This is a genomic window from Alcanivorax sp. VBW004 (assembly GCF_009718865.1).
Lineage (GTDB): Bacteria > Pseudomonadota > Gammaproteobacteria > Pseudomonadales > Alcanivoracaceae > Alcanivorax.
In genome coordinates, this window is record NZ_WNHC01000001.1 from 1,264,746 (window position 1) to 1,291,027 (window position 26,282).

A 26,282-nucleotide genomic window follows, 5' to 3' on the forward strand; every position below is an offset into this window, starting at 1 on the left:
TAACAAGATTTCAGGATCGCCAAGATGACATTACGGATAGTGGCCGCTATTGCTGGGCGGTATTTGCTTGCGCTGGGGTTGCTGGCCTTGCTCTCGGCTTGTGGGGGCGGCGGATCCTCTGGCGGTGGGGCTGGACCGAGTACTCCAGACACAGATACCCCCACTGATCCGGGCACCGGTGGCGATCCTGATCCTGATCCGGATACCGATCCTGAAGTGTCTCCTCTGGACCAGTGGTTGCGCGCTGTGATCACCACGAAAGGGCTCACCGGGGACCCGGCGACCCCGCGGCAGCAGGCTCAGGCCACCCCCGACAGTGACCCGACAATCAAACTCGGGCAGTTACTGTTTTTCTCCCACAGTCTCTCTGGCGATCTTACTGCCTCGTGTGCTTCGTGCCACCATCCGGATTTCGGCGGGAGTGATGCCTTGTCGTTGGGCATTGGCGTGTCCCCTGTGGATGCTTCATTGGTCGGCCCGGAACGCAGGCTAAACCCTGACAACGATCTGGACCCGGCTGCTGACGGCAAACCGAATATGCACCGCAACAGTCAGACGGTGTTCAACAGTGCCTTGTTCGATCGCAGCATGACTTTCGATGGGCGAGTGTTTGTGCTGGATGACACCGTGACTGCCGGAGGTAAAGGGCAGGCCATTCGCACCCCGGAAAGCGGCAATGTATCTGATGCCTCAGAGGCGGACGGGTTGATGGAGGTATTCTCCAAATTCCCGTTGACCAATCACAACGAAATGCGTGCCTACCTTTTCAGTGCGGAATCCCAGCAGCAATACCGCGAGCGCCTGGTGGCGCGATTGCGAGGTGAGCGAGACAGTGGACTGTTGTCGGATGACGGCCCGGAAAACTGGTTGGCTCTGTTCAGGCAGGCATTTTCCCAGCCCGAAGCCAGTGCTGAAGAAGTGATTACCCTGGTGAATGTGCAGCGGGCCCTGGCGGCCTACATGCAATCCATGATCTTTATTGAGTCCTCGTGGAAACGTTATGTTGAGGGCAATAATAATGTGCTGTCCCTGTCCGCAAAACGGGGGGCGCAACGCTTCTTTGCCAGCAAGGATGAAGGTGGCCTGGGGTGTGCCAGTTGCCACAGTGGTGATTTCTTTACCAATGAGAAATTCTACAATGTGGCGTTTCCGCAAATCGGGCGCGGCTTCATGCGTGCCGAAAAAGATGATATTGGCCGCTGGGCCAGCACGCGCAAGGAAGAGGATCGCTATGCTTTCCGCGTGCCGAGCCTGTTGAATATTGGTGTCACACAGCCTTATGGCCATGCGGGTAGCTTTGATCTACTTCAGGATACCATTCGCTACCATGCTGATCCCCGTGGTGAGATTGAAACCTATGATTTCTCGCTGGCGGGTCTGGCCCAGTTCCAGGGGCTTGGCAGCTATGACTATTCAGAGACCCATACCCGAAAAGCGCTTGAGACCAGCAGTTTCCTGTTGGCAGAGCCGTTATTGCCTGGCCGGGCACTGAGTGACACTGAAGCGGCCGACCTGGCCGCATTTCTGCGTTCGCTTACCGATGATTGTGTGAAAAATTATCTGTGTCGCAATCAATGGACGCCGGATTTGAGCGAGGACCCTGATGGCAATCTTTTGGTACATGGTGAAAATCCGGTGGCAAAGCCAGACGTGATTGTCGATCCGGAACCGGATGAAGAAGAGCCTCCGGCGGAGCCTTCGGATTATGATAAAACGGTTGCGCTGAACTTTATTGCGCCAGCATTGACCACCTTTGCTGAACTGAGTGATTGTTCAGCAGAACCCTCTATACTGACCATTAACACCGGCTTGCCGATGTTTTCTCCCCGCCACGTAATCGCATTCGGCCTTTACGACTTTCTGGCCAGGCCGAATCACCCCCATGGTTTCAGCGAGGAAACCTGGGATGTGCCCGGGGTGCTGTCCATTGAGCCGACGATGATCGCTGGTGGTGTCAGTGCAGGCTATCTGGACGATGATTGCTGGTTGGATTTAGCCTACGCCGGAGGCGAAGCCTCAGGCATGGTGTTTTACCAGAATCGGGGTGGCCAGCAGGGCTTCGATGCCGTGCCGCTATTGGATGATAACCCCGGGGGCTTGTTTACCGGGGTGGCCATGGCCGACCTGAATGGTGATTATCGTCGGGAAATGCTGTTTGGTAATCTCAAACAGAAACAGCTGCCGATTTATTCAAGCAACGCATCGGGCTCTTATTACCGGGTTGCCAACCTTTCCATGAGCCGCCACACCTATGGTATGTCTTTCGCGGATACCGATCATGATGGTTATCCGGAAATGTTTCTGGCGCACTGGTTTTCGGGCAACGTACTGACTGCACCGGTGTTCTGGAAAAACAATGGTGGTTCTGAATTAATGCACTTTGATTCGGAAGCAGGTTTGTCCGATGACAGCCTCTCCCAGAACTGGAACTTCTCTCCACAGTTTGCGGATATCAACGCGGACGGCGAAACCGATTTATTACTGGCTTCTGATTTTGGTACCAGTGTTGTCATGCAGGGTGAGCCAGGAGGTTCTTTCCGCAATATCACGGATCGAGACATTATTTCCGATGAAAATGGAATGGGCTCTGCGCTGGGGGATTATGACAATGATGGTGACCTGGATTGGTTTGTCACTTCAATTTATGACCCCAACGGAGAAGCTGAAGCTAATTGGGGCGTGACGGGAAATCGTCTCTATCGCAATAATAGTAGCGGCGGTGATATCGTTCTGGAGAATATCACTGATGTTGCGGGTGTAGCGGATGGAAACTGGGGGTGGGGCGCCTGTTTTGCCGACTTCAATAATGATGGTTTCCTGGATATTTTCCATGTGAATGGTTTCGGAGCAATCCCTGATGATGTGGTAAGCGACGAAAATAGCGTATCGCTGAAGGAGCGTTACCAGGGTATTGCCCACGAATATTTAAACTCCCTGCCAAGATTGTTCATCAACCAGGGTGATGGCACTTTCCGGGATCAGGCGGTGCAATGGGGCTTGATGTTACCCAGTGACGGAAGAGGAATCACCTGCCTGGATTATGACAGGGATGGTGACATGGATGTGGCGTTGTTGGATCACTCCAAGGGGTTGCAGTTCTTTAGTAATCAGACGGGTAATGGATTTGCCAGCCGTTTCCTGTCGGTTCGTTTGGTCGGTGCTGCACCGAACACGGAAGCGTTGGGGGCAAAAGTGCAGGTGTTTGCCGATGTCGGTGGTGAATTCGGCGAGCAAACGCAAACCCGTTTCAGCATGGCCAATACCAACTTCAATGGCCAGAATCCGCCGGATCTGCATTTTGGTTTGGGCAGTGCGCAGCGGGCCGATATCGCTATAACCTGGCCGGATGGTGTACGTTGGCAGTGTGAAGAGCAGGCCAGTAATCGGTTCCTGATTTTCGACCAACGCAGCCTGCCCGGGACCTGCGCGATAGCCCCATAACTTGTGAGTTACGGGTTACGAAAAGATAAAAGAAAGTATTAGCCCGAATACTCTTCGGGCTTGGCACTCTCGCTTCTCGTAATTCATGAGTTCCTGGTTTCAGTCCAGCACCATGATGGCCTGCCCCGCATTGATCTGCTGGCCTTCCTGTCGGGCGAGGGCGATGACCTTGCCTGTGGTGGGGGCGGTGATTTCTATTTCCATTTTCATGGATTCCAGTATCGCCACCACGTCGCCCTGGCTCACGTTGTCGCCTTCCTGCACCTTCAGTTTCCAGATGCTGCCAGCCACCGGGGACTCTACAGGGGTGCCTTCCACATCCTCTGCGCCATTGTCGGCGTCCAGATCCTGCTCTGACTGAAAATTGATCTGGCCGCTTTCCACCCAGCGTTGCAATTCCGCATCAAATGCCTGATTGCGGGCATCGGTGAAGGATGCGATGTCCTGCTGGTTGTCATCGAGAAATTGCTGGTAGGCGCTGAGGCTGAACGTGGTGTCTTCCACCTGAATCGGGTAGTGCCCCTTGGGGAAGTCGCGACGTATCTGGTTGAGCTCTTCGTGACTCACTTCGTAGAAGCGTATTTGATCGAAGAAACGTAATAACCAGGGTTGATCAAAGGCGTCAGTCTGGCGATAGCGGTTCCACATTTGCAGGGTTCGCCCGACGAATTGATAGCCGCCGGGACCCTCCATGCCGTACACGCACAGGTAGGCGCCACCAATGCCCACCGAGTTTTCTGCCGTCCAGGTGCGGGCCGGGTTGTACTTGGTGGTGACCAGACGGTGTCGTGGGTCGTAGGGTGTTGCCACCGGGGCACCGAGATACACATCGCCAAGGCCCATGACTACATAACTGGCGCTGAACAGAATTTCTTTCACCTCGTCCAAACTGCCAAGCCCGTTAATACGACGAATGAATTCCAGGTTGGAAGGGCACCAGGGGGCGTCCTTGCGTACGGACTGCATGTATTTTTCGATGGCCTGGTGACAGGCTTCGTCATCCCAGCTCAGCGGGATATGGACAATGCGTGAAGGCACTTCCAGATCGTCCTGCCGTTGCAGGGCATGTTCGGCGTCGGCGAGTTTTTTCAGTAATGCAGGGCGCGGTAGTCGCAGTGGATCGAAATGAATCTGCAGAGAGCGAATGCCCGGCGTCAGTTCGATAACACCATCCAGTTTCTGTTCTTCCAGCCATAGCATCAGGGCGTGGGCACGGAAACGCAGACGCAGATCCAGAACCAGCGGGCCATATTCCACCAGCAAATAGCGATCCCCCGCGGCGCGGTAGACTACGTCCACCCCGGCCTCGTCTGCGGACAGGGTGTTGAGGATGGGAGTAGTCATGGCCGCGCTTTCTACCTGTTTCACGGGGGCATGCAGGCCGGCTACACAGTTGTCCTGTTCTTCCGCCAGTGCATCCGCGTCTTCCAGGCTGATGGCGTCGAACCGCAAGGTGTCGCCGGCTTTCAGCTGACCGAGTTTCCAGCGGTCCGCGAGGATCACGGTGGCCGGGCAGACAAAGCCGCCGAGGGAGGGGCCGTCGGGGCCGAGGATCACCGGCATGTCACCGGTGAAGTCCACCGTGCCCACCGCGTAGGCATTGTCGTGAATGTTGGAGGGATGCATGCCGGCTTCGCCGCCGTCGCTGCGTGCCCAGCTGGGCTTGGGGCCGACCAGACGAACCCCTGTGCGGCTGGAGTTGTAATGCACCTGCCAATCGGTGGAGAAAAACATGGCCATGTCGTCGTCGGTGAAGAAGTCCGGGGCGCCATGGGGGCCGTAAATAACGCGCAGGGTCCAGTGGTTGCCGAGCGCGGGCTTGAGGGAGTCCGGCACGGTTGCTGATGGCGGTGTCGGCGCGGCTTCTTGAAAATGCAGAACGTCGCCGGTGCGCAGGGCGCGGCCACCATGGCCGCCAAACTGCCCCAGAGTGAAGGTGCTGCGTGAGCCCAGATAGGGCGTGCACTGCAGGCCTCCAGCCACGGCCAGATAGGCGCGGGCCCCTTCGCCGCTGACCTTGCCCAGCTTGAGGATCTGCCCGGGCTGTATCGCGATGACGCAATAGGAGGCAACCGGCTGACCATCCAGTGTGGCTTGCATGTCCGCACCGGTGAGGGCGATGCGGGTGACCTGGTTGAATTTCAGCGTGGGGCCATTAAGAGTGAATTCCAGCCCGGCGGCGTTTTCCGCGTTTCCGAGCAGGCGGTTGCCCAGACGGAAGCTTAGGTTGTCGAACGGACCGGATGGCGGAACGCCCACAGGCCAGTAACCCGTGCGGCCAGGGTAGTCCTGCACCGTGGTGAGTGTGCCTCCGGCCAGCACATCCATGGTGAACGGCTGATAGCGGAAATCGTTAAGGTAGCGGGTGGTCATTTCGCCCTGGGCAAAGACCGGGTCCGCCAGAATGGTGCGGATGTAATCCCGGTTGGTTTCAATGCCTTCGATGCCGGTTTCCGCGAGAGTGCTGTTCAACGCGGCCAGTGCGGCATCGCGGCTGGTTTCGTGAACGATCACTTTGGCCAGCATGGGATCGAACAGGGGCGACACCGTGAGCCCGGCTTCCACCCAGTGATCGATGCGGCGCGATTGCCCGTCTGCATCGGGGAACTGCACGGCGGTAAGCAGTCCTGCGCTCGGTTGGAAATCCTTGTTCGGGTCTTCCGCGTAAATCCGCGCCTGAATGGCGTGACCGTTGGCGGTGAGGTGGGTGCCGAGCGTATCCAGGGCAGGCAAGTTTCCGGCGGCCAGTTGTAGCATCCATTCCACTAGGTCCACGCCGTACACCTGCTCGGTGACACCGTGTTCGACCTGCAGGCGGGTATTCACTTCCAGAAAATAAAAGGCGTTGCTGTCCTGGTCGAGAATGAATTCGACGGTGCCGGCGTTGCGATAATGAACGGCTTCCATGAGGTTTTTTGCGGTGGCATGCAAGTCTGCGCGCACTGCATCTGGCAGGTTCGGCGCCGGGGTTTCTTCCAGCACTTTCTGGTGACGACGCTGGGCGGAGCAATCCCGTTCGCCCAGGGTGATAGCGTTGCCCTGGCCATCGCCGAAAACCTGCACTTCGATATGGCGGGCCCGGGCGATGTATTTTTCAATAAAGACGCCGTCGTTGGAAAAATTATTGGCACTGAGGCGCCGAACGGTATCCCAGGCTTTGTCTAGGCTGGCCGCGTTTTCGCAGACCTGCATGCCGATGCCGCCGCCGCCAGCGGTGCTCTTGAGCATGATCGGGTAACCAATAGTGTCGGCGGCACTTAGCGCTGTACTTTTATCGGTGAGCAGGGCGGTGCCTGATAGCAGCGGGACACCGGTCTCTTCTGCCAGTGTGCGAGCGGTATGTTTCAGGCCGAAGGTGTTCATCTGCTCCGGGGTGGGGCCGATAAAGGCAATGCCCCGTGCTTCGCAGCCTTTAACAAAACCCGGGTTTTCACTAAGAAAACCGTAGCCGGGGTGCACCGCATCCACGCCATGCTCCTGCATCAGTGCGAACAGCGCATCCTGATTCAGGTAGGTATCCCGGGCGCTGCCATCGCCCAGACAGTAACTTTCATCCGCCTGGGTGACGTGCAGGGAGTCCCGGTCGGCTTCGGCGAAAACGGCCACGGCGGTAACGCCCATTTTTTTCAGGGTACGGATAACACGGGTGGCAATGGCGCCGCGGTTGGCAATCAGCACTTTGTTGAACATGTGAGTGTCTCTTGACGGTAGCGGGCCGTCCCGCTGTGAATCCTTGCGCTGTATCCGGGTCGTCCCGGCAGGCGCGATCAATCGTTCCAGATCAGCACTTCGATCGGTGTCGGGTTGTATCCGTTGCAGGGGTTGTTCAATTGCGGGCAGTTGGAAATCAGGATGACCACATCCATGCAGGCGGTCAGCTCCACATATTTTCCTGGTGCGGAAATGCCGTCTTCAAAGGTCAGACCGCCTTCTGCGGTGACCGGTACGTTCATGAAGAAGTTGATGTTGTGAGTGATGTCGCGTTTGCCCAGGGCAAATTCCGGATGCTGGTTAACGGCGAGCATCCAGCTATCGCGACAGGCATGCATGCAGCGCTTTTCCAGATCGTAACGCACGGTATTGCTTTCCGTCGCACAGGCGCCGCCGAGGGTGTCGTGGCGGCCACAGGTGTCGGCAACAATTTCCAGTAATGGCTTCACCCGGTTGGACATCAGCGTGGTGCCGGCGGTGAGGTAGACATTGCCCTGTTCGCGGATGGTGTCCATGGCGCTGTAGCGTTCTGCCGGATCAGCGGCGCTGTAGAACAGGGTGTCGGCGGCCTGGTTGCCTTCCAGATCCAGCAGACGCACGGTCTGGCCCTGCTTCACGGTATGAATGAAGTAATCACCTGCCGCCACCACTTCGCGAAAGCTGGCCTGGTTCGGTTCACGTTGGCTTGCTTTGATCATGTTTTTTCCCTTGTTGCGTAATGCCTGTTACATGCAGCCGGGCTTACATGCCCAGGTGGTAAAGTCGGTTGTTCTCGAAGGCGCGGATGTTTTCCGGGCGAAAATTTTTGCAGTAATCATCGTCGGGTACCGGAGGCGCTTTGAGCATTTCGATACCTACCGGCTTCATCGGGTAATCCTTCGCTGGATTGAGCGGATGGGGGCAGCTGTTCAGGATGACCAGGGTGTCCATTTCAAAACGCAGGGTGAGACTGGCTCCGGCTTTGGCCGCAGATGGATCAAAGACCAGGTTGCCGTCATTGTCGGCGGCGACCTTGGAAAACAGATTCAGGTTGGCGGCCATGTCCCGTTCGGTGAGGCCGTATTTCGCCAGTTCCGTGAGGAAGCTGTGTTCACCACTGAGGGTCCATTGATTGTGGTGATCCTGATAAGAGCGAGCGGTGTACTTTTCTTGCAGCGCTTTCTCGCTGAGTGTCCCGCACACGGAGTCATGCCAGCCGAAGTCGTCTTCCACAATGGACGCGAATACCCGGCCCATGTCGGAATACAGGCAGTTGCCCCGGGTCAGCTTGAAGGTGTGCTGGCCTTTTAATGTGTCCGGTGCGTTGTAGCGTTCCAACAGGTCTTCCGGGTTGTACATCAGCAGGCCCAGGTTGGCGCCACCGTCCAGGTCGGTGAAGCGCAGCTGCATACCACGGCGTACCCGCAGCGACCAGTGAGCGCTGCCGGGCAGCGTAGTGCTGTAGAGGGCATGACTGGGGGTTGCAGAATTGCTGAGTGATTCGGTCATGGTGAACACCTTAAAAACGGTCGATGGCGCGGCTGGTGTTGTCCACGCTTTCGTTAATGGAGGTAAGCGTGCCGGTCTGGCAGTCGCCTACGGGCAAGTCATAGGTCACGCGGGCGCCGTAGGCACCGGGGGCTTGCGGGTCCAGGCGGGGTTTGTCGAAGACCCACAGACGGGTGCCCAGATAGAAGCCTTCGTTGATGTCATGGGTGATCATGAACACGGTGAGCTTTTGTTCTTTCCACAGGGACAAAACCAGCTTGTGCATGTCGGCGCGGATGCCCGGATCCAGGGCGCCGAAAGGTTCATCCAGCAGCAGGATGCGAGGCTTCTTAATCAGTGCCTGGGCGAGGGCAAGGCGTTGTTGCATGCCGCCCGACAGTTCATGGGGGTATTTGTCTGCTGCCTGATCCAGCCCTACCGATTCCAGCATTGCCAATGCTTCCTTGCGAAGCTTGCGGCGCTGTTTGCCGAAACTGATGCCCAGCCAACGGCTGCTTTGCAGCTCGCCTCCAAGCATGACGTTGTCCAATGCTGTTAAATGACTGAGCACGGAGTACCGCTGGAAGACGACACCGCGGCTGTCATCGGGCTCGGGAGTGAGAGGTCGGCCATCCAGTAGCATTTCTCCACGGGTAGGTTCCTCTGTGCCCAGCAGCATTTTCAGAAAGGTGGTCTTGCCACAACCGGAGGCCCCCACGATGGTGACGAACTCACCTTCCTGAACGGTGGCATTGAGTCTTTCCAGCACCACCTGGTCGCCGTACTCCTTCCACAGGTTTTTCATCTCGATAATCGCCATCAGGACTTTCCTCCATGGAACCAGGGGTAGCGCCATTGCGAGTAACGGCTGAGAATAAAGTCGATGGCAAAGGCCAGCAGGGTAATCCACATGACGTAGGGCAGAATCACATCCATGGCCAGGTAACGGCGCACCAGGAAAATCCGGTAGCCGAGCCCGTCGGTGGCAGCGATGGCTTCTGCGGCGATAAGGAAAAGCCAGGCGGGCCCCAATGAGAGACGCACGACGCCAATGAGTCGTGGCATCAACTGTGGCCATACCAGGCGGGTAATGATTTGCCAGGTGTTAGCACTCAGTGTCTGCATCTTGATGATTTGTTCGGCGGGAATTTCCAATGCTCTTTGTTGAAGATCCCGGATCATGAAAGGGGTGATGCCAATGATGATCAGCATGACCTTTGCCAGCTCTCCCAGCCCGAATACGATGAACAAGACGGGAAGGATGGCCATGGGCGGCACGAGAGAAAGGCCGGTCACCAGAGGTGAAAATGTGGCACGAATCAAGGGGATGGTGCCGTTCCCAATCCCTACCATAAGGGCAACCAGGGCACTGATCCCGACCCCAATGGCCAGACGCTGGAGGCTGGCCATTGTGTCGTTAAGCATCAGGTAGTCACCGGTGCGCTTACTGGGCTCAAACGCCATCCGCTCGATGGCCTGCACAAATGTATCCAGCGCAGGCAGCAGTTTGTCGTTGGGGTTCTCTGCCAGGCGGGCATCGGATGCCAGCATGTAGATGATGAGAAGCAGCACAAAAGGCAGCATCCCCAAGGCCCAGCGGGCAGCGTTGGCTGGCCGGCGATTGATAAATTTTTTCATGGCGTTTCCTTGGTGCGAAGGCAGATGGCTCGCTAGTGGCAGGGGCTGGCACCTTGCGTGCCAGCATGCCGTGCCGATGCGTCTTTACAGCTTCCCTTCGGCGGCCATGGCCATATAGTCCGGGATGAATCGCAGTTTGATGTTGCCCTTGTTGCCATAAACTCCAGACGGCGTTTCGATGCCAATAAAGCCGGCATCCGGGGCCCCTTCACCCAGTAGTCCATGGTCGAAAGAGAACTCCGCCACTTTCTGCATGGTGTCTTTCAGTGCGGCGCTGTTCACAAACTCCACCGCTTCAGCGGGTTGGTAGAACATGCGGGTAGAGGCCAGTTGCGCTTCGTAGCCGGCCAGGTCGGTGCCGGAGGCTTGGCCCATGAAGGTGCGGGCCGCTTTGCCGGCATCATCGTCGGCAGACATGGTCGCCATGATTTCGTACCAGGCACCGGTGAGGGCTTTGCCGAAATCCGGGTTGGCGTTGAGGGTCTCGGTGTTAACGATCATCAGGTCGATGATCTCGCCAGGAATTTTCGAAGAGTCGAAGACCTTGTGGCTGTTCGGCATGTGGGTGATTTCGCTGAGCAACGGATTCCAGGTGGCCACGGCAGTGACGTCATCACTGGTGTAGGCAGACACCAGGTCGGCGTCGGAAGTGTTCACCACGGTCAGGTCTTTTTCACTGAGGCCCACGGTTTCCAGTGCGCGGGCCAGCATGTAGTGAGAAACAGACAGTTCCACCAGGTTCACGTCCTGGCCCTTGATGTCAGCCAGTGTGTCAGCGCCTTTTAGTACAACGCCGTCATTGCCGTTGGAGAAATCGCCGACGATAAGAGCCGTGGAATCCACGCCGCCGGCGGCGGGAATGGTCAGGGCGTCCATGTTGGTCATGGCGCAACCGTCGTAGGCGCCGGCGGTGTACTGGTTGATGGATTCCACGTAGTCGTTGATCTGCACCACGTCGATGTCGATGTCGTACTTGTCGGCCCATTTATCCACGATTTTTTGCTGGGCGCCGTAATCCCACGGCATCCAGCCCACATAGATGGACCAGCAGATGCTGAAGGAATCTTTAGCCAGCGCGGTGACCGGCATGAGTGAGGTGAACAGGGCAAGTGCTGCAACGGCAGCGGTCTTTCGTACGGAACGGGTCATGGTGGACCTCCTTGGCTACGGACGATGAGGAATCCAATGACAAGGTTGTCATCGTGTCCTCCCGGGCTTTTGTCCCGCCGTGTAACCCCCTGCCGGTAGACGTTGTTGCGGGTCTATCGGCGCCAAGAAGGTCGACTGCTCTCGGACCAGGCATCGGCTGCTGACGCAGACGACCGGAACCCTAGCGGTCTATTGGTGCACATTGTGTTGAGTTGGGAGCCTCTGAAAGACTGAGCATGCAAGGCGTCATTGAGAGGCTCCCTAATGGCAACAAGGCCATTCGATTCCTCTTGCGTAACAAAGCAAAGGGAGTGCCAAGATGGGCCAGGCGAGGAGGGAAAAAGGCGTGCGCCCGCGCGAGCCGTGGGTTGAGGCGAAAGCGGGAGAAAGAAAAGGCGGCAGAGTGTGCGAGGAGGGTGACCATGCCGGTACGTGAATTTGTGCCGGCATGGTGCGTGGTGCGCGGTGATGCACAATTCTGGTGCGTGTGATTATTCCTCGTGTTCCAGAAAGTCGATCAGCGCTTTCCAGCTGACCTGGTCCGCATGGGCACTGTAGGCCAGCGGCATGTCGAAGCGTTTGCCGGCGGCATCCGCCCCCGGATTGGTGAAGCTGTGTTTCACGCCGGGGAAGCTGAGTAACTGGAAATCCGCGCCGGCGGTGGTCATCTCGCTGACGAAACCACTGACCTGTTTGGCGGGCACCATGGGGTCTGCCTGGCCGGTGGCGACCAGCACGCGGGCCTTGATTTCGCCGGCCTTGGCCGGGTTCTCCGTGCCCAGACTACCGTGGAAGCTGGCTACCCCGGCCAGGTCGGTCCCCCGGCGTGCCTGTTCCAGCACCACCGCACCGCCAAAACAGTAGCCAATGGCAAACAAGCGGCCCGGTGCGACCTGCTGCTGTTTGAGCATCATGGATCGGGCCGCCTGGAAACGGGCGTTCATGGTTTCCGGGTCAGCCAGGGCGGTTTCCATAAAGCTTTTTGCGTCTTTGGGGTGGGTCGCGACTTCGCCGGTACCGTACATGTCCACGGCCAGGGCGGTGTAACCCGCTTGGGCCAGCATGTGGGCGCGGTTACGGGCATAGTCGTTCAGGCCCCACCACTCGTGCACCACGATCACCCCGGGGCCAGGGTCTTTCTGGTCATCGTTGAGGTACATGATGCCCTTGCCCAGGCCGTCAGGCAGGGTGACTTCGGTTTCAATAATATCGGCGGAGCTGGTCTGGCCAGCGACAATCAGGGATACCAGCAGGAAAAACCGTTTCATAGACCTGTCCTTGGATGTGCCATAAGGCGGGTTATTTATTCTGCCAGACCCAGCGTAGTGGTTCGCCGAAGTCGTCATAAACCAGTTTGCGCTGCGGTCGGGCATTCAAGCGTTGCCGGCGTGGCTTGTGCTTGCGTGAATCAATCGTGGCTGCCACCTGGCTCAGGTCAGTGCGTTGCGCCTGACGTGGGCCATTGAACAGCACCGTCTGGTGGCCTTTGCCGGAGACTGCATCGGCGCCACTCACCCCGTTTGGCACTTCACTAATGGACCCGCCTTCGGAGAGAAAGCGTTCCATGTCGCGTTCCAGGCGATACCGTTGTTGTTCCTTACTGTTACGAACTTTCACGGGACTCATCGGGGCTGATGGGTTGATCGATCACAATAGCAGGCTCATATGAACGCTGCCACCACCACAGTGGCTAGTCCGTCTGGCCTTGAGAGCCGGGCAGCGCTTGCCGGATGGCCGCTTCCAGCTTGCCGCCCAGAGGCTTTTCCGCCGCGGGGAAATGGATGATGCCGTCGCCGCTGGCGGGCACCAGGTATTTGTTGAAGTTCCAGGCGGGCTCGCCGGCCGCCTGGTTCAGCGCCTTGAACACCGGGTTGGCGGCATCGCCCTTGACCTGACTGGTGGCTGCCATGGGGAAGCTGACGCCGTAGTTCACATAGCAGACGCTGGCGGTATCGGCCTCATCGTCCAGTTCCTGGCGGAAATCGTCGGAGGGGAAGCCGATCACGATCAGGCCCTGCTCGCGATACTTCTGGTATAGCGCTTCCAGGCCTTTGAACTGTGGGGTGTAGCCGCACTGGCTGGCCGTGTTGACGACCAGTGTCAGCTTGCCCGCCGTTAGGGCGCACAAGTCCAGCTCGCTACTGGCGTGCAGCTTGCGCACGGAGGCATCCAGCGCCGGGGCGCAGGCTGAGTCGGCGCTTGCCAGCGGGGTCGCCAGCAGGGCAAGCGTGGTCAGGGCATGGCGCAGGGGGCTGGGCATGCAAGGTGTCCTTTGTTTGCGTCAGCGTGATTGCCGGAACGCTCGATATTGAGAGTATCGCGAAGACCGGTCAAGGCAGCGCGAAGGGACGTTCCGGCCTTGATGAGATTTCCTGTGCGCCGCATCAGGCGACCAGCCAGCGCTATCCACAAGGCCGCTATTTTGCCGCCAGTGCGGGAGTGTCGAACACCACCTGGCTCAGGCCGTGGCGCATGAAGGTGCGAATGTTGGCGTGGTCGCTGCCGTCCGGGTTGCCCAGTACATGCTCGCGGTAAAAATGGCCGAAGCAGGCCAGGGTCTGCGCATCGGAAAGCGTCTGGTGTTTGGCGAAGGCAAAAATCTTGCACGAGCCTTCGTTGGTGCCCGCCTCGTTACGCACACTGTCATCGCCCTCGCCATTGATGAAGGTGGCCGGGGTGTAGTGGTAGTGCTCGGCAATGACGGCTTGTACCGCGTCGAAAGTGATGCTTTCGGGGGCGCTGTTCAGGGTGTCCAGCAAGGTGCTTAGGGAGGTGCTCATGGGGGAGTCCTGTGCGATGTAAAGCGCTGCAGGATAGCGCCAACCCTGCACAGAGTCACGGTTGGCGCGGGGCGTTGCGGTTACTGCACAGCGGAATCTTTAGGCAGAACCATGCCAGTGCTTTGCAGCGGGCTACAGTTCTTGATGATGACTTTCCCTTCCAGCATGTTGCCACGGGAATATTCCCGGAAAATGCACTCGTTGGTTTCCGGGTTGTAGTTTTCGATCCACAGGTTGTCATCTTTCCAGGTGGCGCTGATGTGGTACTGCTCTTCGGGCACGGTGATATGCATGGTGCCGCCAAAGCGTTTCACGAAGACCTGCTGAAGCCAGAAGTAGTAGGCGATGGTGGCGGTCAGCCAGATGATCACAGCAATAATCAGCGCGGGCTTCCATTTTCCCAGCCGTACGCCCAGACCGAACAGCGTACCAATGACCAATGCTGCCACCAGGAACCAATAAAGATAGGTCACCATAATTGCATCCTTGTCGCTTGAGGTTTGTTGTAATGGCGCTTAAGTGCGCGCAGTGTCTCTGGCATCATACCAGCCATCGCAGGGGTGGGTGTAAAACCATGCAACAGTGGTGGGTGTATATGGTGGAGTGTGCGGACCGGTCATTGTATACCGGGATCAGCACCGAACCGGCGCGCCGGTTTCACGAGCACAACACCAGCCCGAAAGGGGCGCGTTATACCCGGGCCCGCCGTCCGGTGCGCCCGGTGTTGCTGCTGCCGGGGGGTGACAGGGCTTCTGCCAGTCAGCTGGAAGCACGGATAAAACGGTTAAGCCGCCGCGACAAACAACGGTTGCTGGCGGCCCTGCAAGCAGAAAAACGGCAGCAGCCGCTGTCGGTCTGGATCGAGACGCTCAGAGAGCCGTGACGATTCTGACAACACAAACACCATCAAGGAGACTGGATCGATGACAAAGACACTGACCGCGCGGGCGATGCCGCGCATGGCCACGGTGTGGCGCAGCGCCATGCTGGTATTGCTGGCTGGCTGGTTGAGCGGCTGTGGCATCAACAACATTCCTACCTACGACGAGCAGGTCAAAGCCGCCTGGTCCCAAGTGGAAAACCAGTACCAGCGCCGTGCCGACCTGATCCCCAACCTGGTCAACACGGTCAAGGGCTATGCCAGCCACGAGCAGGAAGTGTTGGTGGAGGTGACCCAGGCCCGGGCCAAGGTAGGTTCCATCCAGGTGGATGGCAACATGCTCAATAATCCGGAAAAGCTGAAGCAGTTCGAGCAGGCCCAGCGTCAACTGGGGTCCGCCCTGCAGCGGCTGATGGTGGTGGCAGAACGCTACCCGGATTTGAAGGCCAACCAGAACTTCCTGGCCCTGCAATCGCAGCTGGAAGGCACGGAAAACCGTATCAGTGTGGCGCGCCGGGATTACATCGCTGCGGTGCAACAGTACAACACGGAAATTCGCACCTTCCCCGGTCGCCTGTGGCACAGCTTCCTGTACAGCGACATGGAACCGCGTGACACCTATGAAGCCACCGCCGACGACGCGGATCAGGCTCCCACCGTGAACTTTAACTAGGGCAGGGTTTAATGCGCTATTTCGCACTGATTGTTCTGCTGCTCAGCACCTCGCTGTGGGCGGCGCCGGAGTTTCCGGCGCTGTCCGGCCGGGTGGTCGATGAAGCGGGGTTGCTGACCCCCGCCCAGACCCAGAGCCTCACCCAGGCCCTGGCCACCGCAGAACAGAACACGTCCAATCAGCTGGTGGTGGTTACCCTGCCCGATTTGCAGGGCTACGACATTGCCGATTATGGCTATCAACTGGGCCGTGAATGGGGCATCGGCAGCAAAGAGAACGACAACGGCGTGCTACTGATCGTCGCCCCCAATGATCGCAAGGTGCGCATCGAAGTGGGCTATGGTCTGGAAGGTGTCCTCACGGATGCGCTTTCCAGTGTTATCGTCCAGCAGGAAATTCTGCCGGCTTTCCGTCAGGGGCAATTCTATGGCGGTATTCAGGCAGGGGTAACCAGCATCCAGGCAGCGATCAAGGGCGAGTACCAGGGTGAACAGCAACCCCGGCAGACAGTGTCCAGCGGCAAGGCATTGCTGATTCTCTGTGTCATGATCGTGCTCACCTTCCTGCTCTCCTTTGGGGGCGGCGGTGGCCGTGGTGGTCGTCGTGGTGGCTTGATGTTCCTGCCCATGGGAATGGGCGCCGGTGGTTTCGGCGGTGGCGGTTTTGGCGGCGGCGGCTTCGGCGGCGGCGGTGGTGGTTTTGGAGGCGGTGGCGCCTCGGGAGGTTGGTAATGTTGTTGGATAACACTGCACAGGATGCACTGGCCCGCGCCATCAGCGAACAGGAAACCCGCACTGACGCGGAGCTGGTTACCGTGTTGGCCCGGCAGGCGGATGATTATCGCTACGTCACCGTTATGTGGGCGGCCCTGCTGTCCTTGTTGGTGCCGGCGGTACTGCTGTTCCTCCCCGTGTGGCTCACCCCGTTTGAAGCTCTGCTGCTGCAGTGGGGCGTGTTGTTGGGGCTGGCGGTGCTGTTCCGCGTGAAGCCAATCCAGTTCCGGCTGGTGCCGCGGCGGTTACAGCAGGCCCGTGCTGCCGGGTTGGCGCGCCAGGCGTTTCTGCAGCAGGGGCTGCATCGCACCAAAGGTGCCACGGGCGTGCTGATCTTTGTCAGCGAGGCCGAGCACTATGTGGAGATTCTTGCGGATCAGGGGATCGCCCAGCATGTGCCCGACAGCGAGTGGCAAAGCATGGTGGATGCCTTTATCGCACACCTGAAACGCGGTGACGTGGCCAAGGGGTTCCAGGAATGCGTGGCCGCCTGCGGTGACAAGCTGGCGGCCCATGTGCCCGCCACGGAGCAGAAAAACGAATTGCCCAATCATCTGGTTATTCTCTGATTTCGGGCAATGCTCAAGAAGGGGCCATGTGGCCCCTTTTTTTGGTTCTTTGCGGATGAACGTGTGCCTGATTGATCGTAGCGTTGCCAGAAATGCCGGCATTGCTGGATGCCAAACGCCTGATGCTCGAGGTTAAATCAGCCCGCTGATGCGCTGAAAGGTTGAAGTGACGAACTGGGGAGTCTCTGTAAAACGCCCAACAGCACGGCTTCTACTGATTCTTTGTGGGAAGTGATGCTTGCATCACGAATAACGTTGGTGTGGGGCAGGCTCCTTCTCGCAGTAGAACGGGGGGGGCAGAGGTGACCAAGAGTACATTCGGGATGCAAGCATCCTCTCCCACAATATCTACAACGCACCGCAGAAGGGTCAGGCCGGGTGTCGAGCGTTTGGCAAAGTGCCGGGTATTCGCGAATCGATCAGACGGCGAGAAGCGTGTTATTCACTCTCACCCGTGAAGAGCCTAAAAAAACGGCGCCGCTCTGACTGCGTTCACGTAGCAGAGACGGCGCCGTAATGTGAGCCTTGAAAATTACTGGTCGCGCAGTTCGCGGCGCAGAATCTTGCCCACGGTGGATTTGGGCAATTCCGCATGCACGATCACGAGCTTGGGCACCTTGTAGGCGGTCAGCTCCTCGCGGCAGAAGGCAATAATGTCGTCCATCGGCACGTCTTCCGACAGGGCCACATGGGCACACACCGCTTCGCCGGTCTTGTCATCGGGCTTGCCGACGACAGCCGCTTCCACAACGCTGGGGTGACGACTCAGTACATCTTCGATTTCGTTGGGGTACACGTTGAAACCGGAGACGATGATCATGTCTTTCAGGCGATCGACAATCTTGATATTGCCGTTTTCCTGCACCACGCCCACGTCACCGGTGCGGAAGAAACCGTCCTTCATGGACTTGGCCGTTTCTTCCGGACGATTCCAGTAACCCTGCATCACCTGTGGCCCGCGGATCACCAGTTCGCCCACTTCGCCAATGGCCAGCTTGTTTCCCTCTTCGTCCCAGGCTTGCACTTCGGTTCCGATCAAGGGCGCGCCGACGGTGCCCAGCTCTTCGGCACCGAACTGGTTCAAGGTGGCCACCGGTGAGGTTTCGCTCAGGCCCCAGCCTTCGGTAACCGGGCAGCCGGTTACCGATTGCCACAGCTTGGCGGCGGAGCTGGTCAACGCGCTACCGCCGGAGAAGGTGAGCTTGAGGCTGGAGAAGTCCAGAGCCTTGAAATCCGGATGGCGGCACAGGCCCACAAACAGGGTATTGATACCGGCCAGGCCGGTGAACTTGAACGGCTGGATGGTTTTCACAAAGCCGTCCAGATCCCGCGGGTTGGGAATCAGCACATTCATGGCGCCCAGGTTGAACAGAGCCAGCATGTTCACGGTGAACGCATAGATGTGGTACAGCGGCAGCGGGCAGACAAAAATCTCCTTGCCGGCTTCACAGCGTTCGCCCAGGCGGTCTTCCATTTGTGCTGCGTTGGCCAGAATGTTGGCGTGGGTGAGGCTGGCGCCTTTGGCCACACCGGTGGTGCCGCCGGTGTATTGCAGCGCGGCGATGTCTTCACGCTGGGCCTTGATGGGTTCCAGGTCAGGCAGGTTGGCGCCTTGTGCCATAGCCGCCACAAAATCGTGATAGCCGTGCTGGGGCTCTTTGGGCGGGGCAATCAGGTCTGCCGGGCCGGTCACCAGCACGTGCTCAACCTGGGTGTCGGCCTTGATGGCTTCCAGCCGGTCCAACGCGTCGGCAAACACCACCAGCGCCTTGGCGCCGGAATCACTGAATTGATGCTGCATTTCCCGCGGCGTGTACAGCGGGTTGGTGTTGACCACCACCAGGCCGGCCCGGAAAGCGGCGTAAGCGGCAATCGGGTACTGGTTCAGGTTGGGCAGCTGAATGGCCACGCGGTCACCCTGTTGCAGTCCGCAGGCATGCTGAAACCACTTGGCCAGATGGCGGGACTTCTCTTCCAGGTCCGCAAAGGTCAGTGTCTGGCCCAGGCAGTGGTAGGCAGGCATGTCCGCATACCGCTGGCAGTTATGCTCGATAAATTCGGCGGTATTGGTGAACTGCTCGTTCAGTGAAGGGGTGCTCATGGAATACTTCTCCCGATAGTGTTGTGCGCGTATTAGTACTGGCATTTCTGCCGTTGAATCGTTGTTATTGTGCCGGGCGAGAGCCTGAACCATTGCTCTGCGCCAGCAAGGCGGGGGCTGGCCTGCCGTCCATCTGAAATGTTCCCGAGGGGACTGCGTTGCTGATGGGGCAGCGCGTTAGACGGTGGCGCAGCGCCCGCATCGTCGGCCAACACCTTACCCCGGTGATCGGAAATCGCCATGGCTGTGCACGCCAATCTGTTGTCCCATCGCGCCGTGGCGGTAAAATGGGCGCTTGGAGCAAAGGTGTAATGCCGGGGCCAGTAGGGGCCGTCGGGGCAATAAAGGCTGAAAACGTGCAAAGCGAATACATAGCCCTGAGCGGCTGGGTGATCCCCATATCCAAGACTATGCAGGCCCATGGTATCGACGTGCAGGCGGCGTTCGATGCCTGTGGTATCGCCGCCGCGGATCTGGAGAACCTGGAATCCAGAATGGCGGTGGCCAAGCTGTCCTCCCTGGTGGCCTATTGCAATGCCCGCCTGCCGGGGAAAGATTTCAGTGTTCAGGTGGGTCAGCATTTTCACCCGGGCATGTTCCACGCGTTGGGCTACGCAATGATGTCGTCGGCCTCCCTGGAAGATGCGTTGCTACGCATCGTGCGTTACAAGCGCGTGCTCTCCAATGCCTGCTGGGCTGACGTGCGCGAAGAACCGGCGGGCCTTGCTATTCGCACCATGCCGGTGTTCAACGAGGTGACCGGCAAGCCGGCTCTGGGGCGTTGGGAAATCGAGATATTCTTCGCCACCCTGGTGACATTTGCCCGTGAAGCGGTGGAGACGGCACTGCGGCCGTTGCACGTCAGTTTTCATACGCCCCCTCCGGAGCAGGGAGCGGCCTACCTGGAAGACTTTTTCGGCTGTGATATCGACTTCAATGCGGACTGCAACGTGGTGGTGTTCGATCGGGAGCAGGCCGCACAGAAGTTGCTTACCCACAACATGATGCTGACCCAGAGCCATGAAAAAATGCTCGACGAGTACCTGTCTCGTGTCGATCAGAATGACCTGGCCAACCGGGTGAAGTGTCGCATCCAGGACAAGCTGGCCCTGGGCTCGCCCACCCAGGCCGACATTGCCAGCACCCTGGGAATGAGCTTGCGCAATTTACAGCGAAAACTCAGCGAGCAGGGCACCAGCTTCAAGGATATCCTGGAACAGACCCGCAGGAAGCTGGCGCTGGAATATATCGAGCAGCGTCATCTGACACTGGGCGAAATCGCCTATTTGGTGGGCTTTTCTTCCGCAGCCAACTTTAACCGTGCCTTCAAACGGTGGACCGGCGTCAGCCCGGGAGAATTCCGGGTGAGCCACTCGGTTACGGCGTAATGGAAAGGCGATGTGTACTCGCCATGAGGGATACAAAAGGGCAACGATACGGCGATTCGGGCTGCTGCCTGACGCAGCACAATCGCGGTAGACTCAACGGATAATCCAATAATGATCGCAGGGAGCGACTCATGGCTTTACTCAGAAACCTTCTCGTTCTGTCTTGCAGCATGGTGCTGACGACAACCGCCGCAGCTGCCGACCTCAATGTGCACGGCGCCTTGAAAGGAGGCTGGACCGATCTGGATTACGATGACGGGGATTTTCCTGCCGGCACAGATGTCGACTCCACCGACCACACCTTTTCCATCCTCGCAGGACTCACATTCCCGGTTGCCAGGGATCGCATTCACCTGGGCGGTGAAATTGCGCAAACCTATCTGGGCGAATACACGGCGGAATTTGGCGGTGCTGACGAGGAGGTCAAACTCTACGGCAGTGAAGTCGTGTTCGCAGGCTTTTTCGACGTAGCGACCGGCACCCAGTTATTTGTACGCGCTGGCGGTTGGGCCTGGGAATCTGATGTTGATCACGGCGACGATGATTCCGGTTTTGATCCGGTCTGGGGTGCGGGCTTCACCTATGGCTTGGATAATCTGTTATTCCGTGGCGAAGCAAACCGCTATGACGCGGAAGACGAGACGGTCGACGCCTACACCGTTGGTTTACAGTATCAGTTTATGTAGGGGCTGAGCGAAAAGCTGGGCAGGTCTCTTGTTTCCCAAGGTGATGTGTTTGTGGGAAATGGGAGACCTGACCCTTGACCCTCGATTTCTCGGTCTGTCGGGTTACGCCTTGCGGCTAACACGACCTACACAAACTGGACGGCTCTTCAATACCTGCCGTGATGCCTTCCGGTCAGCCTATAAGCGAACTGGCTTTAACACCCCACAACAGCAAACCCACATTCTCCGTCACACCTTCGCTAGCCACTACATGATGAATGGCGGTGATATCCTCTCCCTGCAACGCATCCTCGGCCATGGCAATATCACTATGACGATGCGATATGCCCATCTAAGTCCGGATCATCTATTGCAAGTTAAGGCTTTGAGTCCTTTGGCAAAAATTTCCCTTGGGTAAACTTGTCAGCTTTCCAATAAATATATAAAAGGAGTTTTTAATATTTAAGAAAGGAATCTGATGCAAGAGAATATTCTGCGCAAGTTAATTGCGAGGGATCGCGGACTTCAAGTTCTTCATGATTATTCAAGTTATGAGATGGCTGATCCTCAAAACTTTATGTCTTCAGCTAAGGAGCTTCTTGAGACGGTGCCCCCGCGCTTTGGGGACTGCGTTATGATGTCTTCACTATGGGCCATACTTTTACGAGACAAATACTCTATTCCTGCAATAACCATAGCTGGAGATTTAAAAATACAAGGCAAGCCTGTTTTCAAATGCAAAAAGAACGTCCCATCACCAAAGCAAGGGCAGCGAGTTAGTAACCATAATTGGCAAGGCCACTGCTGGGTTGGGGTCAACGGGTATATTGGTGATTTGTCTGTTTTTCGTACAGCTTATTCCATCGTTGGTCCAAGCCTCCTGAAAGACTACATCATTTCTAACTTCGGTCGCGGGCGAGGGGGGTTTTTGTCTCCGATAGATGAGCTGCCCTCAGGTATGAAATTTGTACCAAAGTACGTGCTTACGCCAAAGCAAGAGGATAACCAAGTTAATGCTTTTTACCACTTGATGGATAGCGGCTCCGCATGAACGTAGTCATTATGTTGCCAACTTGTAGGCAACCACAAAAAAAGGGTTAGAGATTGTTCTCTAACCCTTTGTATTTTGGTAGCAAGGGGCGGACTTGAACCGCCGACCCCAGCATTATGAGTGCTGTGCTCTAACCAGCTGAGCTACCTTGCCATTTGAGGTCGCGAATTTTCCGTGAGGTGGGGGCGGGTGTCAAGCATTGCCGGTGAGGCTGGGTAATGTTTGATCAGAAGTTGCCTGTGGGGCCGGGAATCTGCCATAGTTGCCATGTAAATGAAAATCACTATCATTTAGTGGCTGGGTTCGTTAGTCTTGCAAAGCAAGAATACTTGACCAAATTGCTCGGGATTACTACTCTCACTCTTTAAATACACGCAAGAAAGGTGTGGATATGCGTTTGACGACCAAAGGCCGCTATGCGGTAACCGCGATGCTGGATCTGGCGCTGCATGCAGCGACGGGGCCTGTGTCGTTGGCGGATATTTCCGAGCGTCAGGGTATTTCCATTTCCTACCTGGAACAGCTGTTCGCCAAGCTTCGCCGTAATGGGCTGGTGAGCAGTGTGCGTGGCCCCGGTGGCGGCTATCAGCTGAGCCGGGAGAGTGAGCAGATTGACGTGGCGGCGGTGATTGCGGCGGTGGATGAATCGGTGGATGCCACCCGTTGTGGTGGCCATGGGGATTGTCAGGAGGGCGATACCTGCCTGACCCATCATCTGTGGTGCGATCTGTCCGACCAGATTCAGGATTTTCTCAGCGGTATTACGCTGGGTGAGCTGGTGGCCCGCCAGGAAGTGCGGCATGTGGCCCAGCGCCAGGATCGCCAGCAGCAGCGCTTGCCCGTCAGCAGTCTTTGATTGTGTGCCGGCGCGCTGCCGGCCTCAGTAACCCGATACCAGCCATACGATACCCATCATGAGTAATGCCGTTTACCTGGACTATGCGGCGACCACTCCGGTAGACCCGGCGGTGGTAGACGCTATGGTCCGTCATCTTGGCCCTGAGGGCACCTTTGCCAACCCCGCATCACGCAGCCACCTGTACGGTTGGCTGGCGGAAGAAGCGGTGGAATCTGCCCGCCGTCAGGTTGCCGACCTGTTGAATGCGGACCCCCGCGAAGTGGTGTGGACCAGTGGTGCCACCGAGGCCAATAACCTGGCGCTGAAAGGGGCTATCGATGCCCGTGGTGGTGGCCATGTGATCACCAGTGCCACCGAACACAAGGCGGTGTTGGATGCCTGTGGCTGGCTGGAAAGCCAGGGCCATGCGGTGACCTACCTGAAACCGGAGAAAGACGGCCAGGTGAGCCCGGAGAGCGTGGCGAATGCCATGCGTGAGGACACGGTGCTGGTGAGCGTGATGCACGCCAACAACGAGACCGGGGTGATCAATGATATCGCCGCCATCGGTGCCCTGTGCCGCGAGCGTGGCGTGCTGTTCCACACGGATGCCGCCCAGTCTGTCGGCAAGCTGCCCCTCGACGTAAAAACCCTGCCGGTGGATCTGGTGTCAGTGTGTGCTCACAAGGTCTACGGCCCAAAGGGTATCGGCGCCTTGTATGTGCGCCGTTCGCCAGACGTGAAGGTGGCCGCGCAAATTCACGGCGGTGGCCATGAGCGCGGTATGCGCTCCGGCACCCTGGCGACGCACCAGATTGTGGGGATGGGCGGAGCCTTTACGCTTGCCGGGTCGCTGAAGGACGAGGAAGGGCCGCGTATCGCCGGGCTGCGTGATCGCCTGTGGCAAGGCATTGAGTCGCTGGGCGGCGTGAGTGTGAACGGCGAGGGCGCTCCGCGTTTGCCGGGGCACCTGAATGTGGCGTTCGAGGGCGTGGATGGCGAGATGCTGCTGACGGCCATGAATGGCGTGGCGGTGTCGTCCGGTTCGGCGTGTACCTCTGCCTCGCTGGAGCCTTCCTATGTGCTCAAGGCCATGGGGGTTGATGATGCGCTGGCCCATGGGTCGGTACGTTTTTCCGTGGGGCGTTTTACCACAGACGAGGATATTGAGCGCGCCATCGCGTCGGTGACCGACGCGGTGTCGCGACTGCGTACTGTGTCCGCCTGACAGCAACGATCGGGGACCGTCCGGGGAAGAATGTGACGGTTTCCGGCACTGTGTTGTCTCCACTGCTTGGGGATCCCTTGCCCAGCGGTGTTTCCGGGCCGCTCAGAGGCCCGTTTTCCGGTATGGCTTTTGCTTTGCTCTCAGTGAGGATTAACCGCACTGATCGCGAGGACGTGCCATGCATGGTGTCATCGTTTCCAACTTCAAAACTTACCTGGATGAATTTCTCGGTGCGGATGCCTGGGGCGATGTGATTGCCGGTGCCGGGCTTGACGGAAAAACCTACCTGCCGGTGGCCCTGTACCCGGATGCGGAAATGGAGGCGCTGCTGGAGGCGGCAGTGAATGCCACCGGCCTGCGCCGGGAGGACTTGCTGGCGGATTTTGGTGAGTGGGTCATTGGGCCGCTGGTGCGCATGTACCAGGCCATGATTCCGGCGGATTGGGGCGCCCAGGCGCTGCTGCTGAATATGCAGACCATCCATGAGCGGGTGCTGAAACTCAAGGACCCGGCCGCCAGTGCGCCGAATATTCAGGTTCGCCAGTGCGGTGAAGGCACGCTGGAAATTCACTACCTTTCACACCGTAATATGGCGCCGATGATTCTGGGGGCGGTTAAAGGGCTGGCGGAACACTTTCAGGAAACGGCGTTGCTGCTAGCAGCAGAGGACGGCGAGCAGGAAGGGGAATGTCGGTTCTTGTTCCAGCTGCAGTCGCAGTGTTTTTCTGCTCAGGACGTAGGCTAGGTTTTGTAGGAGCGCTGCTTGAGGCGCCAACCGCACCCGGAAAGGCTTTCGCAAGCAGGTTCGCGGCTCGAGAGCCGCTCCTACGGAGAAAGGGGCGCGGGGGGGTTAGAGGTAGCCAGTTGGGTGGCCTGGTGTTTGATCTTGGCAACCATGGCGCGCAGGCCGTTGCCACGGGTGGGGCTCAAGTGGCCGAGCAGGTCGATACGGTCGAAGAAGCCGTCCATGTCGTAGTCATGAATGCCCTGGGGGGATTGCTGATTGAGCGCCGACAGCACGATGGCGGCCAGCCCCTTCACGATCAGCGCATCGGAATCCACCGCCAGATACAGGGTGTCGGCATCACTGTCGTAGTCGGTTTCCAGCCACACCTGGCTCTGGCAGCCGCGCACAAACCGGTCTTCGGTCTTCAGGTCGTCAGGGAGGCCGGGCAGCTGCTTGCCCAGGTCGATGATATAGCGGTAACGCTCTTCCCAGTCATCCAGAAATTCCAGATCCTCGGCAATGTCCTCGGCGGTCACGTCCTTGCCAAGCTTGATGCTGCGAATATCAAATGACACGTCGTTGAACTCCGTTATTTCTGCCTGCAGGGTTGCCGGGTTTTGCGTGCTGCATGTTGCGTGAAGCGTGCAGCGTCTCTTATCAGAACATCCCCAGTTCGAGCTGGGCTTCTTCGCTGATCATCTCGCGGCTCCAGGGCGGGTCGAACACCAGGGCCACTTCCACCTTGTCCACGTTGGGGACTTTGCCGAGCCGGTCTTCCACGTCGCCCACCAGCACCGGGCCCATGCCGCAGTTGGGGGCGGTGAGGGTCATGCGTACCTGTACCACGTTTTGCCCGTCTCGCTGGATGACGTCACAGCCGTAGACCAGACCCAGCGCCATGATGCTCACCGGAATTTCCGGATCGAAAATGGTTTCCAGGACGGTGTTCAGGTCATCGTCGCGCACGCTGCCGTCGTCATTGGCGGGCGCAAAATTCAGCTCCAGCGGTTCCTGGCCGATGGCATCGGCGTCGGTGCCGTCGATGCGCGCCATGTTGCCGTTGATGGTGACAGTATAGGTGCCACCCAGCGCCTGGCGCAGGTTGACGAAGCTGTTCTTGGGAATGGTAATACGGGTGCCGTCCGGTACCTTGCGGGCCGGAACGTCGCGTTGAACCACTACCGTACGTTGGTCTGCCATTGT

26 protein-coding genes, 1 tRNA gene and 1 riboswitch are annotated in these 26,282 nt (G+C 58.1%); of the genes, 12 read left to right on the forward strand and 15 right to left on the reverse strand.

The window, feature by feature from the left end; all coding sequences use genetic code 11:
* Window positions 1-24 precede the first annotated feature (24 nt).
* Window positions 25-3,441, forward strand: a complete 3,417-nt coding sequence (locus F1529_RS05745; protein ID WP_155132907.1) for an FG-GAP-like repeat-containing protein — start codon at window positions 25-27, stop codon at window positions 3,439-3,441.
* A 99-nt stretch (window positions 3,442-3,540) separates the two neighbouring features.
* Here F1529_RS05745 and uca read toward each other — a convergent pair whose 3' ends face one another.
* The 11 genes from uca to F1529_RS05800 form a co-directional block, all read right to left on the reverse strand.
* On the reverse strand, window positions 3,541-7,131 hold the full coding sequence (uca, locus tag F1529_RS05750) for an urea carboxylase (protein ID WP_155132910.1): 3,591 nt from the start codon (window positions 7,129-7,131) through the stop codon (window positions 3,541-3,543).
* 77 nt (window positions 7,132-7,208) lie between these two features.
* Window positions 7,209-7,850, reverse strand: coding sequence for an urea amidolyase associated protein UAAP2 (locus tag F1529_RS05755; protein WP_155132913.1), 642 nt, complete (start codon window positions 7,848-7,850; stop codon window positions 7,209-7,211).
* Between the two features lie 43 nt (window positions 7,851-7,893).
* Window positions 7,894-8,640, reverse strand: coding sequence for an urea amidolyase associated protein UAAP1 (locus F1529_RS05760; protein WP_155132916.1), 747 nt, complete (start codon window positions 8,638-8,640; stop codon window positions 7,894-7,896).
* Between the two features lie 10 nt (window positions 8,641-8,650).
* A complete protein-coding gene (locus F1529_RS05765; protein WP_155132919.1) occupies window positions 8,651-9,439 on the reverse strand; it encodes an ABC transporter ATP-binding protein in 789 nt (262 codons plus the stop codon).
* Window positions 9,439-10,257: an ABC transporter permease gene (locus F1529_RS05770; RefSeq protein WP_155132922.1), complete on the reverse strand. Its 819-nt coding sequence runs from the start codon at window positions 10,255-10,257 to the stop codon at window positions 9,439-9,441. Before F1529_RS05770 ends, F1529_RS05765 begins: the two co-directional genes overlap by 1 nt.
* An 84-nt stretch (window positions 10,258-10,341) precedes the next feature.
* On the reverse strand, window positions 10,342-11,406 hold the full coding sequence (locus tag F1529_RS05775) for a putative urea ABC transporter substrate-binding protein (RefSeq protein ID WP_155132925.1): 1,065 nt from the start codon (window positions 11,404-11,406) through the stop codon (window positions 10,342-10,344).
* 56 nt (window positions 11,407-11,462) lie between these two features.
* Window positions 11,463-11,602: riboswitch (guanidine-I (ykkC/yxkD leader) on the reverse strand.
* Window positions 11,603-11,897: 295 nt separating this feature from the next.
* Window positions 11,898-12,674 carry a dienelactone hydrolase family protein gene (locus F1529_RS05780; RefSeq protein WP_155132928.1) on the reverse strand — a complete coding sequence of 259 codons (777 nt, stop codon included), beginning with the start codon at window positions 12,672-12,674 and terminating at the stop codon, window positions 11,898-11,900.
* A gap of 31 nt (window positions 12,675-12,705) precedes the next feature.
* Window positions 12,706-13,023: a hypothetical protein gene (locus F1529_RS05785; protein ID WP_007149087.1), complete on the reverse strand. Its 318-nt coding sequence runs from the start codon at window positions 13,021-13,023 to the stop codon at window positions 12,706-12,708.
* A 73-nt stretch (window positions 13,024-13,096) separates the two neighbouring features.
* On the reverse strand, window positions 13,097-13,666 hold the full coding sequence (locus F1529_RS05790) for a glutathione peroxidase (protein WP_155132934.1): 570 nt from the start codon (window positions 13,664-13,666) through the stop codon (window positions 13,097-13,099).
* Between the two features lie 157 nt (window positions 13,667-13,823).
* On the reverse strand, window positions 13,824-14,186 hold the full coding sequence (locus F1529_RS05795) for a HopJ type III effector protein (RefSeq protein WP_155132937.1): 363 nt from the start codon (window positions 14,184-14,186) through the stop codon (window positions 13,824-13,826).
* Between the two features lie 80 nt (window positions 14,187-14,266).
* The gene (locus tag F1529_RS05800; protein ID WP_007150039.1) at window positions 14,267-14,662 is read right to left on the reverse strand and encodes a hypothetical protein; all 396 of its coding nucleotides are present in this window, start codon (window positions 14,660-14,662) and stop codon (window positions 14,267-14,269) included.
* Between the two features lie 98 nt (window positions 14,663-14,760).
* Between F1529_RS05800 and F1529_RS05805 the strand changes: the two genes are divergently transcribed.
* From F1529_RS05805 to F1529_RS05820, 4 genes are read left to right on the forward strand one after another with little or no spacing between them, the layout of a single operon-like run.
* Window positions 14,761-15,069: a GIY-YIG nuclease family protein gene (locus F1529_RS05805; protein WP_155132940.1), complete on the forward strand. Its 309-nt coding sequence runs from the start codon at window positions 14,761-14,763 to the stop codon at window positions 15,067-15,069.
* A 40-nt stretch (window positions 15,070-15,109) separates the two neighbouring features.
* Window positions 15,110-15,739: a LemA family protein gene (locus tag F1529_RS05810; RefSeq protein WP_230457721.1), complete on the forward strand. Its 630-nt coding sequence runs from the start codon at window positions 15,110-15,112 to the stop codon at window positions 15,737-15,739.
* 11 nt (window positions 15,740-15,750) lie between these two features.
* Window positions 15,751-16,470 (forward strand): YgcG family protein, encoded by a 720-nt coding sequence (locus F1529_RS05815; RefSeq protein ID WP_155132943.1) that lies wholly within the window; start codon window positions 15,751-15,753, stop codon window positions 16,468-16,470.
* A complete protein-coding gene (locus tag F1529_RS05820; protein ID WP_155132946.1) occupies window positions 16,470-17,081 on the forward strand; it encodes a TPM domain-containing protein in 612 nt (203 codons plus the stop codon). Before F1529_RS05815 ends, F1529_RS05820 begins: the two co-directional genes overlap by 1 nt.
* A 532-nt stretch (window positions 17,082-17,613) precedes the next feature.
* Here the strand turns inward: F1529_RS05820 and F1529_RS05825 are convergent.
* A complete protein-coding gene (locus F1529_RS05825) occupies window positions 17,614-19,182 on the reverse strand; it encodes an AMP-binding protein (protein ID WP_155132949.1) in 1,569 nt (522 codons plus the stop codon).
* Window positions 19,183-19,538: 356 nt separating this feature from the next.
* On the opposite strand from F1529_RS05825, the gene F1529_RS05830 reads away from it, so the two are divergent.
* From F1529_RS05830 to F1529_RS05845, 4 genes are all read left to right on the forward strand, one after another.
* On the forward strand, window positions 19,539-20,570 hold the full coding sequence (locus tag F1529_RS05830) for an AraC family transcriptional regulator (protein WP_370456963.1): 1,032 nt from the start codon (window positions 19,539-19,541) through the stop codon (window positions 20,568-20,570).
* A gap of 131 nt (window positions 20,571-20,701) precedes the next feature.
* Window positions 20,702-21,256 (forward strand): outer membrane beta-barrel protein, encoded by a 555-nt coding sequence (locus F1529_RS05835; RefSeq protein ID WP_155132955.1) that lies wholly within the window; start codon window positions 20,702-20,704, stop codon window positions 21,254-21,256.
* Between the two features lie 58 nt (window positions 21,257-21,314).
* Window positions 21,315-21,653, forward strand: a complete 339-nt coding sequence (locus F1529_RS17770) for a tyrosine-type recombinase/integrase (RefSeq protein WP_230457722.1) — start codon at window positions 21,315-21,317, stop codon at window positions 21,651-21,653.
* Between the two features lie 60 nt (window positions 21,654-21,713).
* The gene (locus F1529_RS05845; RefSeq protein WP_155132958.1) at window positions 21,714-22,286 is read left to right on the forward strand and encodes a hypothetical protein; all 573 of its coding nucleotides are present in this window, start codon (window positions 21,714-21,716) and stop codon (window positions 22,284-22,286) included.
* 76 nt (window positions 22,287-22,362) lie between these two features.
* Here F1529_RS05845 and F1529_RS05850 read toward each other — a convergent pair.
* Window positions 22,363-22,439 (reverse strand) — tRNA-Met (locus F1529_RS05850).
* Between the two features lie 238 nt (window positions 22,440-22,677).
* Between F1529_RS05850 and iscR the strand changes: the two genes are divergently transcribed.
* The 3 genes from iscR (at window position 22,678) to F1529_RS05865 (ending at window position 25,097) form a co-directional block, all read left to right on the forward strand.
* Window positions 22,678-23,142, forward strand: coding sequence for a Fe-S cluster assembly transcriptional regulator IscR (gene iscR, locus F1529_RS05855; protein WP_039926280.1), 465 nt, complete (start codon window positions 22,678-22,680; stop codon window positions 23,140-23,142).
* A 58-nt stretch (window positions 23,143-23,200) separates the two neighbouring features.
* Window positions 23,201-24,352 carry an IscS subfamily cysteine desulfurase gene (locus F1529_RS05860; protein WP_155132961.1) on the forward strand — a complete coding sequence of 384 codons (1,152 nt, stop codon included), beginning with the start codon at window positions 23,201-23,203 and terminating at the stop codon, window positions 24,350-24,352.
* A gap of 178 nt (window positions 24,353-24,530) precedes the next feature.
* On the forward strand, window positions 24,531-25,097 hold the full coding sequence (locus tag F1529_RS05865; protein WP_155132963.1) for a heme NO-binding domain-containing protein: 567 nt from the start codon (window positions 24,531-24,533) through the stop codon (window positions 25,095-25,097).
* Between the two features lie 80 nt (window positions 25,098-25,177).
* Here the strand turns inward: F1529_RS05865 and F1529_RS05870 are convergent, their stop codons facing one another.
* Together F1529_RS05870 and sufT are read right to left on the reverse strand one after the other, a co-directional pair.
* On the reverse strand, window positions 25,178-25,654 hold the full coding sequence (locus tag F1529_RS05870; protein WP_370456964.1) for a SufE family protein: 477 nt from the start codon (window positions 25,652-25,654) through the stop codon (window positions 25,178-25,180).
* A gap of 82 nt (window positions 25,655-25,736) precedes the next feature.
* Window positions 25,737-26,279: a putative Fe-S cluster assembly protein SufT gene (sufT, locus tag F1529_RS05875; RefSeq protein ID WP_011589149.1), complete on the reverse strand. Its 543-nt coding sequence runs from the start codon at window positions 26,277-26,279 to the stop codon at window positions 25,737-25,739.
* Window positions 26,280-26,282 lie beyond the last annotated feature (3 nt).

What these genes read in the sequence shown, in the direction of transcription:
- iscR (WP_039926280.1), top strand. Translation starts at nt 22,678, where the DNA reads ATGCGTTTGACGACCAAAGGCCGCTATGCGGTAACCGCGATGCTGGAT.
- F1529_RS05755 (WP_155132913.1), bottom strand. Translation starts at nt 7,850, where the DNA reads ATGATCAAAGCAAGCCAACGTGAACCGAACCAGGCCAGCTTTCGCGAA.
- F1529_RS05835 (WP_155132955.1), top strand. Translation starts at nt 20,702, where the DNA reads ATGGCTTTACTCAGAAACCTTCTCGTTCTGTCTTGCAGCATGGTGCTG.
- F1529_RS05775 (WP_155132925.1), bottom strand. Translation starts at nt 11,406, where the DNA reads ATGACCCGTTCCGTACGAAAGACCGCTGCCGTTGCAGCACTTGCCCTG.
- F1529_RS05745 (WP_155132907.1), top strand. Translation starts at nt 25, where the DNA reads ATGACATTACGGATAGTGGCCGCTATTGCTGGGCGGTATTTGCTTGCG.
- uca (WP_155132910.1), bottom strand. Translation starts at nt 7,131, where the DNA reads ATGTTCAACAAAGTGCTGATTGCCAACCGCGGCGCCATTGCCACCCGT.
- F1529_RS05810 (WP_230457721.1), top strand. Translation starts at nt 15,110, where the DNA reads ATGACAAAGACACTGACCGCGCGGGCGATGCCGCGCATGGCCACGGTG.
- F1529_RS05860 (WP_155132961.1), top strand. Translation starts at nt 23,201, where the DNA reads ATGAGTAATGCCGTTTACCTGGACTATGCGGCGACCACTCCGGTAGAC.
- F1529_RS05790 (WP_155132934.1), bottom strand. Translation starts at nt 13,666, where the DNA reads ATGCCCAGCCCCCTGCGCCATGCCCTGACCACGCTTGCCCTGCTGGCG.
- F1529_RS05795 (WP_155132937.1), bottom strand. Translation starts at nt 14,186, where the DNA reads ATGAGCACCTCCCTAAGCACCTTGCTGGACACCCTGAACAGCGCCCCC.
- F1529_RS05760 (WP_155132916.1), bottom strand. Translation starts at nt 8,640, where the DNA reads ATGACCGAATCACTCAGCAATTCTGCAACCCCCAGTCATGCCCTCTAC.
- F1529_RS05865 (WP_155132963.1), top strand. Translation starts at nt 24,531, where the DNA reads ATGCATGGTGTCATCGTTTCCAACTTCAAAACTTACCTGGATGAATTT.
- F1529_RS05805 (WP_155132940.1), top strand. Translation starts at nt 14,761, where the DNA reads ATGCAACAGTGGTGGGTGTATATGGTGGAGTGTGCGGACCGGTCATTG.
- F1529_RS05770 (WP_155132922.1), bottom strand. Translation starts at nt 10,257, where the DNA reads ATGAAAAAATTTATCAATCGCCGGCCAGCCAACGCTGCCCGCTGGGCC.
- F1529_RS05765 (WP_155132919.1), bottom strand. Translation starts at nt 9,439, where the DNA reads ATGGCGATTATCGAGATGAAAAACCTGTGGAAGGAGTACGGCGACCAG.
- F1529_RS17770 (WP_230457722.1), top strand. Translation starts at nt 21,315, where the DNA reads ATGGGAGACCTGACCCTTGACCCTCGATTTCTCGGTCTGTCGGGTTAC.
- F1529_RS05820 (WP_155132946.1), top strand. Translation starts at nt 16,470, where the DNA reads ATGTTGTTGGATAACACTGCACAGGATGCACTGGCCCGCGCCATCAGC.
- F1529_RS05845 (WP_155132958.1), top strand. Translation starts at nt 21,714, where the DNA reads ATGCAAGAGAATATTCTGCGCAAGTTAATTGCGAGGGATCGCGGACTT.
- F1529_RS05780 (WP_155132928.1), bottom strand. Translation starts at nt 12,674, where the DNA reads ATGAAACGGTTTTTCCTGCTGGTATCCCTGATTGTCGCTGGCCAGACC.
- F1529_RS05800 (WP_007150039.1), bottom strand. Translation starts at nt 14,662, where the DNA reads ATGGTGACCTATCTTTATTGGTTCCTGGTGGCAGCATTGGTCATTGGT.
- F1529_RS05825 (WP_155132949.1), bottom strand. Translation starts at nt 19,182, where the DNA reads ATGAGCACCCCTTCACTGAACGAGCAGTTCACCAATACCGCCGAATTT.
- sufT (WP_011589149.1), bottom strand. Translation starts at nt 26,279, where the DNA reads ATGGCAGACCAACGTACGGTAGTGGTTCAACGCGACGTTCCGGCCCGC.
- F1529_RS05815 (WP_155132943.1), top strand. Translation starts at nt 15,751, where the DNA reads ATGCGCTATTTCGCACTGATTGTTCTGCTGCTCAGCACCTCGCTGTGG.